Below are 14116 nucleotides of genomic sequence, written 5' to 3' on the forward strand. Positions count from 1 at the left end.
CGGGGCGGTCCACGACCGCCCGAAACCCTGGGGGGAACCCGCAGTGAAGCAAGGAATCGCCGCCACGATGGGCGCGTGGAGCGCCCGCCACCGGAAGACCGCGGTCTTCGGCTGGCTGCTGTTCGTCGTCCTGGCCTCCTACCTGGGCGGGATGCACGGCGCCCACAAGGTCACCGACGCCGAGTCGATGCCCGGCCAGGTCGCCCGGGCCGCGAAGATCCTCGACGACGCGGGCGTCAAGTCCCCGGCCGGCGAGACGGTGCTGGTCCAGCACCCCTCGCTGACCGCCGACGACCCGGCCTTCCACGCCGCCGTCGACCAGGTCGCCGCCGCCGTCCGGGCCACCGGCCGCACCGCCGGGGAGCTCGGCCCCTACGAGACCGGGGCGGTCTCCGCCGACCGGCACTCCGCGCTGCTCCGGTTCACCGTCGACGGGGCGGACCGCGAGGCCGCGGTGGCCAACGTCCCCGCGGTGATGGACGCGGTGGCCGAGGCCCGGCGGCAGCACCCCGGCTTCGTGGTCGAGGAGTACGGCGAGGCCAGCTCCGGCAAGTGGTTCAGCGACCAGTTCAAGGACGACTTCGCCCGCGCCGAGTGGACGGCCGTGCCGCTCGCCCTGGGCATCCTGCTGATCGCCTTCGGGGCCGTGGTCGCCGCCGTCCTGCCGGTGGTGCTGGCGATCACCGCGTTCGTCGCCGCCGGCGGCCTGGTCGCCCTCGGCTCCGGGCTGCTGCACACCAGCGACGACGCCAGTTCGGTGATGCTGCTGGTCGGCCTCGCCGTCGGCGTCGACTACTGCCTGTTCTACCTGCGCCGCGAGCGCGAGGAGCGCGCCGCCGGCCACGACCCGGCCACCGCGCTGCGGATCGCCGCCGCCACCAGCGGCCGGGCCGTCCTGGTCTCCGGCGTCACCGTGGTGGTCGCCATGGCCGGCATGTTCCTCACCGGCATCGCCGACTTCCGGGCGATGTCCTTCGCCACCATCGTGGTCGTGGTCACCGCCGTGCTCGGCTCGCTGACGGTGCTGCCCGCCCTGCTCTCGATGCTCGGCGACCGGGTGGCGAAGGGCCGCGTCCCGTTCCTGCACCGCCTGCGGCGCGGGGCCGGCGACGGCAGCCGGTTCTGGAACGCGGTGCTCACCCCCGTGCTGCGCCGCCCGCTGGCCGCCGCCGTCCTCGCCACCGGCCTGCTGCTCGCCGTCGCCGCCCCGCTGCTGACCATGCACACCGCGAACCTCACCTTCCAGCAGCAGCTGCCCCGGGGCAACGCGCTGGTCGCCACCGCGCAGCGGGTCGAGGCCGCCTTCCCCGGCAGCCCCGCCCCCGCCACCGTGGTGGTCAAGGCCAGGGACATCACCTCCCCCGAGATGACCCGGGCGCTGGCCGACCTGCAGTCCCGCGCCCTGGCCACCGGGCGGATGCACGGCCCCACCGAGGTCACCGTGCACGCCGGGCAGAACGTCGCCACGGTCGACATCCCGCTCTACGGCAGCGGCAACGACGCCGTCTCGGCCGCCGCCCTGAAGGTGCTGCGCGAGGAGGTCGTCCCCGCCACCGTCGGCGCGGTGCCCGGCACCGAGGCCCCGGTCACCGGCAGCACCGCCGGCTCGGTCGACTTCAACCGGCAGATGTCCGACGCGATGCTCCCGGTGTTCGGCTTCGTGGTCGCCTTCGCCTTCCTGCTGATGCTGCTCTCCTTCCGCTCGCTGTCCGTCGCCCTCACCGCCGTCGCGCTCAACCTGCTCTCCGTCGGCGCGGCCTACGGCGTGCTCGCGCTGGTCTTCCAGCACGGCGTCGGCGCCGCCCTGATCGGCACCGCGGGCGTCGGCGCGGTCGAGAGCTGGGTCCCGCTGTTCCTGTTCGTGATCCTCTTCGGCCTCTCGATGGACTACCACGTCTTCGTGGTCTCCCGGATCAAGGAGGCCCGGGACGCCGGCCTGCCCACCCGGGCCGCCGTCGCCCACGGCATCCGCAGCACCGCCGGCGTGGTCACCAGCGCCGCCGTGATCATGGTCGGGGTGTTCGCCGTCTTCGGGACGCTCTCGATGCAGTCCATGAAGCAGATGGGCGTCGGCCTCGCCGTCGCCGTCCTGATCGACGCCACGGTCATCCGGGCCGTGCTGCTCCCCGCCGTGATGACGCTGCTCGACGAGAGGAACTGGTACCTGCCGCGCTGGCTGCACCGGCTCCCCCGGGTCGGCGCCGAGCCCGCCCCGGCCGGCCTCCCGGCCGCCCCCGCCCCGCACCGGCCCCGGCCGGCGCCCACCGCTGAGTCCCGAGGAGGTTCCCCGACAATGGACGGGTGATCTTCGACGAACCGAGGGCGCTGGCCCTCCTGCAGGAAGCAGCCGCCCCGGCCGGGATCGACCCGGCCGGGGCGGCGCTGCTCGCGCTCGGGCAGAACGCCGTCTTCGAGCTGCCCGCCGAGGGCCTGGTGGCCAAGGTCGGCCGCACGCCCGGGGAGGCCGCCCGGGCCGAGCGCGAGCTGGCGCTGGCCTCGTGGCTGGACGGCGCCGGGGTGCCGGTGGTGCGCCCGGCCGCGGCGGCCGTCGCGGTGGTGCAGGGGCACCCGGTGACGTGGTGGCACCGGCTGCCCGCGGCCGTCCGCCCGGCCCGGCCGGTCGACCTGGCGCCGCTGCTGACGGCGCTGCACGCGCTGCCCGCGGCCCCCGTCCCGCTGGGCCGGCGCGACCTGCTGGCTCCGGTGGACAGCTGGCTGGCCGCCGCGGCGGGCCACGTCGACCCGGCCGACGCGGACTTCCTCCGTGTCCGGAAAGAGAGCTTTGTCACCGCGATCGCCGGACTGGACCCCGTCCTGCCCCCCGGCCCGATCCACGGCGACGCGCTGCCGCGCAACGTGCACGTCACCGCGGACGGCCCGGTGCTGCTCGACCTGGAGTACACGGCCGCGGACCTGCGCGAGCACGACCTGGTGGTGCTGGCGCTCAGTCAGGACCGCTACGGCGTACCGGCCGAGGAGGTCGACGCGTTCCACGCCGCCTACGGCTGGGACGTGCGCGAGTGGCCCGGCTTCGCGGTGCTGCGCGGCGCCCGGGAGACCGCGAGCGCCGCGTGGGTGGCCCAGCAGGCGGCCGGGAACCCGGCCGCGGGCGCCGAGTTCCGCCGCCGGGTGGACTCCCTGCGCGACGGGGCGACGGCAGTACGCTGGTTCGCGTTCTGACCGCTTCCGTCCGTGCCCGCCGTGTGGCGCAGCGCACATCCGGACGGAACCACCCCGCTCGTGCCTGGCGTCGTACCGGACGCCCCGCCCCCGAGGCGGCCGGTACGACGTCAGGAGTCGCCCCATGGTGAAGTCCCGCATACCCGCCCCCCGTCGTTCCCTCCTGCTGGGTGCCTCGGCGCTGCTCGGCACGTCCGCCCTGCTGGTGGCGTGCGGCGCGCAGGGCTCCCCCTCCGCGGCGGGGGACGCCGCGCACCGCCCGGCCGTGCCGAGCGCGAGCACGGGCACGACCGGCGCGGCGGGCGGGACTCCTCGGTCGCGGCCCGGCCCACCCCGGGCGAGGGCACGCAGACCCCGACCGCGCCCGACCGCACCCCCGAGCCGTCCGCGAGCAGCACCGCGCCGGCCTCCCCGTACGCCTCCCCCGCCCCGTCCGCGCCGCGGACCACCGCGATCCCCTCGCAGAGCGCCGGCAGCACCGCCGCCACGCCCTCGCAGCCCTCCTCGCCCGCCCCGGCCACCGGGGTGCTGCGGCACACCGCCTCGGGCGGCAGGACGGTCGCGCTGACCTTCGACGACGGCCCGGGCCCGGCCACCGGACAGGTGCTGGACCTGCTGGCGCAGTACGGCGCCAAGGCCACCTTCTGCGAGATCGGCGACAACGCGAAGGCCCGCCCGGCGGCCGTGCAGCGGATCCTCGCCGAGGGCCACCGGCTGTGCGACCACACCGTGGACCACCCGCAGCCGATGCACACCCGCCCGCACGAGCAGCAGGTCGCGGAGATCGCCGACGCCAAGTCGATGATCGAGAACGCGGCGGGCAACAGCCCGACGATCACCTGGTGGCGCGCCCCGGGCGGCGACTTCACCGCCGAGAACGAGCGGATCGGCGCCGACCTGGGCATGAAGTCGCTGGGCTGGACGGTCGACCCGCGCGACTGGTCGCGCCCGGGCGTGCAGGCGATCGTCTCCAACGTGCAGCAGAACCTGCGCCCGGGCGGGGTGGTGCTGATGCACGACGGCGGCGGCGACCGCAGCCAGACCGTGGCGGCGCTCAAGCAGCTGCTGCCGTGGCTGGTCGCGCAGGGCTACGCCTTCGACTTCCCGCAGTCCTGACGGCGGGTCACCGAGGGGGTCAGGACGCTTCCTTGAGCGGCCAGCGCGGGTCGACCACGGCCGCCGGGTCCTTGCGGCGCAGCCAGCTCTGCAGGTCGACCGCCCAGTCCCGGTACCAGCCGACCTGGCGCCGGTGCAGTTCGTCCAGCGGCAGGTCGCCGGCCTGCGGGTACCGGCGGCCGAGCGCGACGGCGACCCGGACGGCGGCCAGGGCGTCGCTGCCGGCCTCGTGCGCGTCGCGCAGTTCGACGCCGTAGACCTCGCAGACCCGCTGCAGGGTGCGCGAGCCCTTGCGGTACTTGTCCAGGGCGCGGTCGACGACCATCGCGTCGACCACGGGGGTGACCGGGCCGCCGAGGCGGTCGGCCAGCGTGGGCAGGGCGTGGCGGCGCAGTTCGGCCTCCAGCAGCGAGAGGTCGAACGGCGCGTTGAAGGCGACCATGGGCCGCCCGGCGGCCAGCCGTTCGGCCAGGGCGCGGGCGATCTCCTCGACCGCCTCGGCGGCGGGGCGGCCGTGCGCGCGGGCCTCGGCATCGGTGATGCCGTGGATCGCGGCGGCCTCGGCGGGTATCGGGACGCCCGGGTCGACCAGCCAGGTGGTGGCGCGCTCGACGCCGGCCCCGCGGGTGTCGACCACGGCGGCGGTGACGATCCGGGCCTCCTCCGGGTCGGTGCCGGTGGTCTCCAGGTCGAAACCGGTGAGCGGCCCCTTCCACCAGGTCATGGGGGTGTGTCCTTCCGTCAGCACTGCCAAGGTGGGTCCATCATCGCGCGGCGCAGTGACAGCGCCCGCGGCACTCCTGCCCCGCGGCGGGGCGGCCAACCGCCGGGGCCCGGCCCCGGACGGGCGCTAGGACACCGGCCGGGAGTCCCCCCACAGGTCCTCGAACTCCTCGCGGTAGACCTCCAGCAGCCCGGGTTCGGTGCCGCCGGACTCCTGTCCGGCGCCGCCGCGCAGCACCAGCGCGGGCGACTCGATGCCGCGGGCCCGGCGCAGGTAGGGCTGGACGACGCCGAGGTCGGTGGAGCGGCGGCGGCCGCCGGCGCCGGTGGTGCGCGGCCCCTCGACCAGGTACGCGGTGAACCGGGGCAGCTCGTCGAACACCCGGATCTCGAAGCCGCCCTGGTCGCGCAGCCGGGCCCGGACCCGTCGCACGTGCATGATGTTCATCTCCACCGCGCGCCCCAACTCGCCGCGCCCGATGCCCAGTTCGCGTTCGCGGCGGCGCACCGCGCTGCTCGCCGGGTTGAGGAACAGCAGCCGCACCCGGCAGCCCTCGGAGGCGAGGCGGACCAGCCGCTTGCCGGTGTAGTTCTGGCAGAGCATGCCCAGGCCGATGCCGACCGCGTCGAGCCGCCGGGCCCCGTCGAGCAGGTCCTCGACCGGCAGGTCGCGCTGCAGCCGGACCCGGTCGGCGTGCACCGCGACCACGTCGGCGTAGCGGCCGGCCACGAGTTCCTCGACCACGTCGGCGGGGACGCCGCCGTGCGCGCCGTCGAGCAGGGCGAGCAGCCGGGCGGCGGCCCGCTCGGTCTGGTCGAGGACGGTCTGCGACAGGGCCCGGTTGCGGGAGACCACGTGCCGGGCGACCTCCAGCTCGTCGAGGGCCAGCTCGATCTCCCGGCGGTCCACCAGGTGCGGTTCGAAGCACGGCCAGTGCTGCACCATCAGTTCGCGCAGCTGCGGCAGGGTGAGGAAGACCAGCGGGTCGTCGTCCGCCGGGTCGAGCAGGTAGCCCTTGCGGCGGGAGACCTCGCGGACGGCCGCGGCCCGGTGCACCCACTCCTCGCCGGCCGGGCCGGCGGCGGCGGTGACCCACTCCTCGCCGTGCGCGGGCGCGTAGACGGGGCGCAGCACCTCGTCGACCAGGGCGCGCAGCCGCTGCTCGACCAGGTTGAGCCAGACGTAGGCGCGGCCGGCCAGCCGGACCCGGCGGTAGGCGTCGTCCCACTGGTCGGCGGCCCAGGCGGGCGGGATCCCCTCGGCGGAGCCGGGCTGCGGGGGCAGCGGGCCGCGGCCGCCGCGGACGACCAGCGTCGGGGCCTCGCTGCTGCCGGCCCGCGGGTCCGTGCCGTCGCCGCCGGCGGGGAACCCCATCCGCCACCTCACCTCTCGTCCGCCGCCCCTCGGGTGACGGTGCGTCCGCCGAATCCCCCCAGCACGGCCCCGGTCGCACGCCGCGCGGGCCGGGGCCCAGGGCCTGTCGATCAAGGGTATCGCCCGCCGCCGCCGGGCCGCAGCCCTCTTGACAGCAAGCGGGCCCGTCCCCGACGGTCCGTCACCGCCCGGCCACGCCACGCCGCCAGCCCGGCCCGCCGGGACACCCGTTCGGGCGAACCACGCGCGGATGGGCGGGGAGTTCGGGCCGCCGCCGGGGAGTATGCGGGTGTGCCGTGCGTCACCTGGTTGCCGCCCCGCACATGGCCGGGCGCTCCGCCGGGAAACCCCCGTAGGAGCGCCAGTTCGCGTCTGGCACAAGGAAGTTGAGGACACATGCAGGTCTGGCCGGGGCAACCGTACCCGCTCGGCGCCACCTATGACGGGGTCGGCACCAACTTCGCGGTGTTCTCCGAGAGCGCGAACCGGATCGAGCTCTGCCTGCTCGCCGAGGACGGCACCGAGACGGCCGTCGAGCTCCGCGAGACCGACGCCTTCGTCCGGCACGCCTACCTCCCGGGCGTCCAGCCCGGCCAGCGCTACGGCTTCCGGGTGCACGGCCCGTACCAGCCGGGCCTGGGCCAGCGGCACAACGCCTCGAAGCTGCTGCTCGACCCGTACGCGAAGGCGATGAGCGGCCACATCGACTGGGACGAGTCGGTGTACGACTACCACTTCGGCGCGCCCGAGCGCCGCAACGACCTGGACTCGGCGCCGCACACCATGCACTCGGTGGTGACCAACCCGTACTTCGACTGGGGCACCGACCGACCGCCGCGCACCGACTACCACCGCACCGTGCTCTACGAGGCGCACGTCAAGGGCCTGACCGAGCTGCACCCGGGCATCCCGGAGGAGATCCGCGGCACCTACGCGGGCCTGGCCCACCCGGCGGTGATCGAGCACCTGGCGAAGCTGGGCGTCACCGCGATCGAGCTGATGCCGGTGCACCAGTTCGTCCGCGACCACCGGCTGCGCGACCTGGGCCTGACCAACTACTGGGGCTACAACACGATCGGCTTCTTCGCCCCGCACTCCTCGTACTCCTCCACCGGCGACCGCGGCCAGCAGGTGCAGGAGTTCAAGTCGATGGTCAAGGCGCTGCACGCGGCCGGCATCGAGGTGATCCTCGACGTGGTCTACAACCACACCGCCGAGGGCAACCACCTGGGCCCCACGCTCTCCTTCCGTGGCCTGGACAACGCCTCGTACTACCGGCTCGCCAAGGACCAGCGCTTCTACGAGGACACCACCGGCACCGGCAACTCGCTGCTGATGCGCAGCCCGCACGTGCTCCAGATGATCATGGACTCGCTGCGCTACTGGGTGACCGAGATGCACGTGGACGGCTTCCGCTTCGACCTGGCCGCCACGCTGGCCCGGCAGTTCCACGAGGTCGACCGGCTGTCCTCGTTCTTCGACCTGGTCCAGCAGGACCCGGTGGTCTCCCAGGCCAAGCTGATCGCCGAGCCCTGGGACCTCGGCGAGGGCGGCTACCAGGTCGGCAACTTCCCGCCGCTGTGGACCGAGTGGAACGGCAAGTACCGCGACACCGTCCGCGACTTCTGGCGCGGCGAGCCCGCCACGCTGGCCGAGTTCGGCTCCCGGCTGACCGGCTCCTCCGACCTCTACCAGGACGACGGCCGCCGCCCGATCGCCTCGATCAACTTCGTCACCTGCCACGACGGCTTCACGCTGCGCGACCTGGTCTCCTACGACGGCAAGCACAACGAGGCCAACCACGAGGACAACCGGGACGGCGAGTCGCACAACCGCTCCTGGAACTGCGGCGCCGAGGGCGACACCACCGACCCGGCCGTCCTCGACCTGCGGGCCCGCCAGCAGCGCAACTTCATCGCCACCCTGATGCTCTCCCAGGGCGTCCCGATGCTCTGCCACGGCGACGAGAACGGGCGCACCCAGCGCGGCAACAACAACGCCTACTGCCAGGACTCCGCGCTCACCTGGGTGGACTGGGCCGCCGCGGACGCCGGGCTGCTGGAGTTCACCCAGGGCATGATCTGGCTGCGCCGCGACCACCCGGTCTTCCGCCGCCGCCGCTTCTTCCACGGCCGCCCGGTCTCCGGCACCCACGACGACCTGACCGACATCGCCTGGTTCACCCCGTCCGGCGAGGAGATGACCGAGCAGGACTGGTCCACCTCGTACGCCAGGTCGCTCACCGTCTTCCTCAACGGCAACGCCATCTCCGAACCCGACCGCCGCGGCGGCAAGATCGTCGACGACTCCTTCCTGCTGCTGTTCAACGCCCACTCCGAGCCGCTCGCCTTCACCGTCCCCGCCGACCACGGCGAGGCCTGGCAGCTGGTCGTCGACACCTCGCTGCCCACCCTCCCCCCGCGCGGCACCGGCCCCCGGGTCAAGGCCGGCGACACCCTGCGCCTGCTCGACCGCGCACTGATGGTCCTCCAGCGCCCGGCGTGACCCCCCGCGCTCCGGTTCGTCCCCGACCTTCAGGTCTGGGGGCGGGCCGGGCCGGGTAGCCCCCTCCGCACTGCGGAACCGCGGACCGGAGGGGGTACGAAGTGTCTCGTCGGTGGTTGGTGACCGGATGTTCGTCGGGGTTGGGGCTGGCGCTGGCGCGGGCGGTGGCGGCGGGTGGGGACCGGATCGTGGCGACCAGCCGGGGGGCCTCGCCGCTGGACGCGCTGGCGGCCCGGTTCCCGGGACGGGTGGTGCCGGCCCGGCTGGAGCTGCGCAGCGCCGCGGACTGCGCGGCGGCGGTGGAGCTGGCCCGGGAACGCCTGGGCGGGGTGGACGTGCTGGTGAACAACGCCGGGGTGGGCCTGTTCGGGGCGGTGGAGGAGGTCTCGGACGCGGAGCTGCGCGAGCAGCTGGAGGTGCTGGCGGTGGCGCCGTGGCGGCTGGCGCGGCTGGTGCTGCCGCTGATGCGGGCGCAGGGCGGCGGGCACGTGGTGAACGTCTCCTCGGTGGGCGGCCGGATGGCCTTCCCCGGGCTGGGGGCGTACGTGGCGGGGAAGTTCGCGCTGGAGGGGATGAGCCTGGCGCTGGCGGCGGAGGCCGCGCCGTTCGGGGTGCGGGTGACGGTGGTCGAGCCGGGCGGGTTCGCCACCTCGTACGGGAACTCGCTGGCCGAGACGGCGGTGAAGCTGCCGGAGTACGGGCGGACGCTGGAGCCGATGCACCGGGCGCTGCGCGGCATGGCGGGGGACGCGGAGCTGAACCGGCCCGAGGCGTTCGCGGAGCTGGTGCTGCGGGCCGTCGCGGCGCCGGCCGGCCCGGTGCGGGTCCCGGTGGGGCCGGACGCGTACGCGATGGTGGAGGCGGCGCTGGCCGGGGAGGCGGCGGAGCTGGCGGCGGCGCGGGCGCTGGCGGAGGAGGGGGCGGTGGCGCCCGATCCGGTCTGAACCGGCCCGTTCGGCGCAGTGCGGGCGGTATCCCCGGGGCGCCTCGGGTAGGCATCCGGGTATGACGTCCGCCGCCGCACGCCCCGAGACTGCCGACGCCCCGACGGCCAGCTACCGGCTCCAGCTGCAGCCGGGGTTCACCCTGCACGACGCCCGCCGGGCGGTGCCGTACCTGGCCGCGCTGGGGGTCTCGCACCTGCACCTGTCGCCGCTGCTGGAGGCGGTGGCGGGCTCGACGCACGGGTACGACACGCTCGACCACAGCCGGATCAGCGAGCAGCTGGGCGGCGAGGGGGCGCTGCGCGAGCTGGCCGCGGAGGCGGCGGCGCACGGGCTGGCGCTGATCGCGGACGTGGTGCCGAACCACATGGCGCTGCCGGTGCCGGAGCGGCTCAACGGGCCGCTGTGGGAGGTGCTGAAGAACGGCCCGGACGACCCGTTCGCGGCCTGGTTCGACATCGACTGGTCCGCGCAGCCGGGCCCGGTGGACGCGCCGGAGCGGGGGCGGCTGCTGCTGCCGCTGCTGGGCGACCGGCTGGGCGCGGTGCTGGAGCAGCTGGTGGTGGACGGGGAGGTGCTGCGCTACCACGAGCACGAGTTCCCGCTGCGGCCCGGCACCGCGCACCTGCCGCTGCCGGAGCTGCTGGAGCGGCAGTGGTACCGGCTGTGCTGGTGGCAGCTGGCCGACGAGCAGGTCAACTACCGGCGGTTCTTCACCGTCAACGACCTGATCGCCGTCCGGGTGGAGGTCCCGGAGGTGTTCGAGGCCACCCACGGGGTGCTGCTGCGGCTGCACCGCGAGGGCGTGCTGGCGGGCTTCCGGATCGACCACCCGGACGGGCTGGCCGACCCGCGCGGCTACCTGCGGCGGCTGGCGGAGGCGACCGGCGGGGCGTACACGGTGGTGGAGAAGATCCTGACCGGGGACGAGGCGCTGCCCGCGGACTGGGCGTGCGCGGGGACGACGGGGTACGACGCGCTGCGCCGGATCGACGGGGTGCTGACCGACCGGCGGGGCGCGGAGAAGCTGTTCGCGGCCTACCGGCGGGACGTGGGCGACGCGGCGGACCCGGCGGCGGCGGGCCGGGCCGGGCGGGCCGAGATGGTCGCGCCGGGCGGGGCGCTGGCGGCGGAGACCGACCGGCTGGTGCGCCTGGTCGGGCGGATCTGCGCGGAGGGCCCGGAGCTGGCCGACCACTCGCCGCTGGCGGTGCGCCGGGCGCTGGCGGACCTGCTGACGCGCTACCCGGTGTACCGGCCGTACGTGGTGCCGGGCGAGCCGGCCCCGCCGGAGGCCGTCGCGGCGCTGGCGCCCCCGGCGGACGTGTCGGGGACGGAGCGGCTGGTGCGGGAGCTGGCGCTGGGCCGGCTGGGCCGGTCGGCGGCCAGGGACGAGTTCTGCCACCGGTTCGGGCAGACCGCGTCGGCGGTGGCGGCCAAGGGCGTGGAGGACACCGCGTTCTACCGGTTCAACGCGCTGCTGTCGCTGAACGAGGTGGGCGGCCTGCCGGAGCGGCCGGGTGTGTCGGTGGCGGAGTTCCACCGCTGGTGCACCGGGCAGGAGCGGCTGTGGCCGGGGGCGATGACGGCGCTGTCCACGCACGACACCAAGCGCAGCGCGGACGCCCGGGCCCGGCTCGCGGTGCTGGCGGAGCTGCCGGAGGCGTGGGCGGCGGAGTGCGCGGCCTGGACGCTGGCGGCGGGGCCGTGCGCGGACCGCTCGACGGCCTGGCTGCTGTGGCAGACGCTGCTGGCGGCCTGGCCGCTGTCCCCGGAGCGGCTGCTGGCGGTGGCGCTGAAGTCGGTGCGGGAGGCGAAGCGGCGCACCTCGTGGAAGGAGCCGGACGCCGGGTTCGAGGGCTGGCTGGCGCAGTACGTGCGGGGGGCGCTGGCCAATCCGGGGCTGTGTCCGCGGATCGCCGGGTTCGTCGGGCTGATCGCGCCGTTCGCCCGGGTGAACTCGCTGTCGGCGGCGCTGCTGCACCTGCTGGTGCCGGGCGTGCCGGACGTGTTCCAGGGCGGCGAGGAGCCGCTGTACACGCTGGTCGACCCGGACAACCGGGCGCCGGTGGACCTGGGCGCGCTGGCGGTGCGGCTGACCGACTCGCCGGAGCCGCGGCCGGGCGACCTGGCCCGGGAGAAGCTGCACCTGACCACCACCGCCCTGCACCTGCGCCGCTCCGGCGCGCTGGGCTCCTACCGGCCGCTGGCGGCGGACGGGCCGGCCGCCGAGCACCTGGTGGCGTTCGGCCGGGGCGAGCGGGTGCTGGGCGCGGCGACCCGGCTGCCGTACGGGCTGCACCGGGCGGGCGGCTGGCGCGGGACGGTGCTGGAGCTGCCGCCGGGCCGCTGGACGGACCTGCTGACCGAGCGCCGGTTCACCGGCGGCACGGTCGAACTGTCGTATCTGTTCCGGCAGTTGCCGGTAGCACTGCTCGTGGAGGGGTCGTGATGCGGTACCAGGTGTGGGCGCCGGACGCCAAGGTGGTCGAGGTCGAGGTCGGGGCGATCCCGTACCTGCTGGAGCGCGACCCGGACCGGCCGGGCTGGTGGCACGGGGAGGGCCCGGAGGGCGACTACGGGTTCCGGCTGAACGGCGGGACGGCGCTGCCGGACCCGCGCTCGGCCCGGCAGCCGTTCGGGCCGGACGGGCTGAGCCGCCACGTCGACCACGGCGCGTTCGCCTGGTCGGAGACGGCCTGGCGGGGCCGCCCGCTGCCGGGCTCGGTGGTGTACGAGCTGCACGTGGGCACCTTCACTCCCCAGGGGACGTTCGACGCGGCCGCCGACCGGCTCGACCACCTGGTCGAACTGGGCGTGGACTTCGTCGAGTTGATGCCGGTGTGCGCCTTCCCGGGCCGCTCCGGCTGGGGCTACGACGGGGTCGACCCGTGGGCGGTGCACGAGCCGTACGGCGGCCCGGACGGGCTGAAGCGGTTCGTGGACGCGGCGCACCGGCGCGGGCTGGGCGTGGTGCTGGACGTGGTGCACAACCACCTCGGCCCGTCCGGCAACTACCTTCCGCAGTACGGCCCGTACTTCACCGACCGGCACCGGACGCCGTGGGGTTCGGCGGTCAACCTGGACGCGCCGGGCTCGGACGAGGTGCGGGCCTTCCTGATCGGCAGCGCGCTGGCCTGGCTGCGCGACTACCGGATCGACGGGCTGCGCCTGGACGCGGTGCACGCCCTGGTGGACACCCGGGCCCGGCACTTCCTGGAGGAACTCTCGGCCGAGGTGGGGAAGTTGGCGCAGGCCACCGGCCGGCCGCTGTTCCTGGTCGGCGAGTCCGACCTGAACGACCCGCGCACCACCACCGCCCGGGAGGCGGGCGGGCAGGGCCTGGACGCGCAGTGGAGCGACGACTTCCACCACGCGCTGCACTGCCTGCTGACCGGCGAGTCCCAGGGCTACTACGCGGACTTCGCCGCCGACCCGTACGCGGCCCTGGCCAAGACGCTCACCAGGGGGTTCTTCCACGACGGGAGCTGGTCCTCGTTCCGGGGCCGCTCGCACGGCCGCTCGTTCCCGCCGGAGCACGGGCACCGGCTGCTGGGCTACGCGCAGACCCACGACCAGGTCGGCAACCGGGCCACCGGCGACCGGCTCGCCGCCTCGCTGCCGCCGGGGCGGCTGGCGGCGGCGGCCGCGCTGGTGCTGACCTCGCCGTTCACGCCGATGCTGTTCATGGGCGAGGAGTGGGGCGCGGGCACTCCCTGGCAGTACTTCACCGACCACACCGACCCGCAGCTCGCCGAGGCCGTCCGGCAGGGGCGGCGGCGGGAGTTCGCCGAACACGGCTGGCGGGCCGAGGACGTGCCGGACCCGCAGAGCCCGGCGACGGTGGCCGCCTCCACCCTGGACTGGACCGAACCGCAGCGCCCCCCGCACGCCGAACTGCTCGCCTGGCACCGGGAGTTGATCCGGCTGCGGCGGGCCGCCCCGGAGCTGGCGGACGGCGACCTGGCGGCGGTCCGGGTCCGCCACGACGCGGCGGCGGGCTGGCTGGCGGTGCACCGCGGCCGCTACCGGGTGCTGGTGCGGCTCGGCGGCTCCGGGCAGCCGCTGCCCGTCCCGCTGGAGGGCGAACTCGCCGCGCTGGAGGCCGCGTTCGGCGACGTCGCGGCCGGCGGGGCGGCGGCCGGGGAACTGCTGCTCGGCCCGGACGCGGTCGCGGTGGTGCGCACCGCGTAGCGCCCGCCCGGGCGGGCGCGGGGTGCGCACCGCGCAGGCCCTGCCGGGCCGGGGGCGGGGTGCGCACCGCGCAGGCGCT

General features: G+C 75.5%; 9 protein-coding genes. 7 read left to right on the forward strand and 2 right to left on the reverse strand.

Features of this window, described 5'->3' with window-relative positions; all coding sequences use genetic code 11:
• The first annotated feature begins 67 nt into the window (after positions 1-67).
• The 3 genes from OU787_RS06990 (at position 68) to OU787_RS07000 (ending at position 4296) form a co-directional block, all read left to right on the forward strand.
• The gene (locus tag OU787_RS06990) at positions 68-2305 is read left to right on the forward strand and encodes an MMPL family transporter (protein ID WP_268661824.1); all 2238 of its coding nucleotides are present in this window, start codon (positions 68-70) and stop codon (positions 2303-2305) included.
• Positions 2302-3180: an aminoglycoside phosphotransferase family protein gene (locus OU787_RS06995; protein ID WP_442788431.1), complete on the forward strand. Its 879-nt coding sequence runs from the start codon at positions 2302-2304 to the stop codon at positions 3178-3180. Before OU787_RS06990 ends, OU787_RS06995 begins: the two co-directional genes overlap by 4 nt.
• Before the next feature lie 210 nt (positions 3181-3390).
• Positions 3391-4296, forward strand: a complete 906-nt coding sequence (locus tag OU787_RS07000; RefSeq protein WP_268658863.1) for a polysaccharide deacetylase family protein — start codon at positions 3391-3393, stop codon at positions 4294-4296.
• Positions 4297-4315: 19 nt separating this feature from the next.
• Here the strand turns inward: OU787_RS07000 and OU787_RS07005 are convergent, their stop codons facing one another.
• Both OU787_RS07005 and OU787_RS07010 read right to left on the reverse strand, forming a co-directional pair.
• Entirely contained in the window at positions 4316-5020 is a 705-nt protein-coding gene (locus tag OU787_RS07005; RefSeq protein ID WP_268658864.1) for an exonuclease domain-containing protein, read from the reverse strand.
• 126 nt (positions 5021-5146) lie between these two features.
• Entirely contained in the window at positions 5147-6394 is a 1248-nt protein-coding gene (locus OU787_RS07010) for an SAV2148 family HEPN domain-containing protein (protein WP_030460115.1), read from the reverse strand.
• Between the two features lie 396 nt (positions 6395-6790).
• On the opposite strand from OU787_RS07010, the gene glgX reads away from it, so the two are divergent.
• From glgX to treZ, 4 genes are all read left to right on the forward strand, one after another.
• Positions 6791-8899 (forward strand): glycogen debranching protein GlgX, encoded by a 2109-nt coding sequence (gene glgX, locus OU787_RS07015; RefSeq protein ID WP_268658865.1) that lies wholly within the window; start codon positions 6791-6793, stop codon positions 8897-8899.
• 119 nt (positions 8900-9018) lie between these two features.
• The gene (locus tag OU787_RS07020) at positions 9019-9843 is read left to right on the forward strand and encodes an SDR family oxidoreductase (protein WP_268661826.1); all 825 of its coding nucleotides are present in this window, start codon (positions 9019-9021) and stop codon (positions 9841-9843) included.
• 61 nt (positions 9844-9904) lie between these two features.
• On the forward strand, positions 9905-12295 hold the full coding sequence (gene treY, locus OU787_RS07025) for a malto-oligosyltrehalose synthase (RefSeq protein WP_268658866.1): 2391 nt from the start codon (positions 9905-9907) through the stop codon (positions 12293-12295).
• Positions 12295-14037, forward strand: a complete 1743-nt coding sequence (gene treZ / locus OU787_RS07030) for a malto-oligosyltrehalose trehalohydrolase (RefSeq protein ID WP_268658867.1) — start codon at positions 12295-12297, stop codon at positions 14035-14037. The genes treY and treZ overlap by 1 nt, the downstream gene beginning before the upstream one ends.
• Positions 14038-14116: the final 79 nt, after the last annotated feature.

Origin of the sequence: Kitasatospora sp. YST-16, assembly GCF_026802215.1 — a bacterium.
Taxonomy (GTDB): domain Bacteria; phylum Actinomycetota; class Actinomycetes; order Streptomycetales; family Streptomycetaceae; genus Kitasatospora; species Kitasatospora cineracea.

Coding starts and splice junctions, on each gene's coding strand:
- OU787_RS06990 (WP_268661824.1), top strand. CDS start 68: ATGGGCGCGTGGAGCGCCCGCCACCGGAAGACCGCGGTCTTCGGCTGG.
- OU787_RS07005 (WP_268658864.1), bottom strand. CDS start 5,020: ATGACCTGGTGGAAGGGGCCGCTCACCGGTTTCGACCTGGAGACCACC.
- OU787_RS07010 (WP_030460115.1), bottom strand. CDS start 6,394: ATGGGGTTCCCCGCCGGCGGCGACGGCACGGACCCGCGGGCCGGCAGC.
- glgX (WP_268658865.1), top strand. CDS start 6,791: ATGCAGGTCTGGCCGGGGCAACCGTACCCGCTCGGCGCCACCTATGAC.
- treY (WP_268658866.1), top strand. CDS start 9,905: ATGACGTCCGCCGCCGCACGCCCCGAGACTGCCGACGCCCCGACGGCC.
- treZ (WP_268658867.1), top strand. CDS start 12,295: ATGCGGTACCAGGTGTGGGCGCCGGACGCCAAGGTGGTCGAGGTCGAG.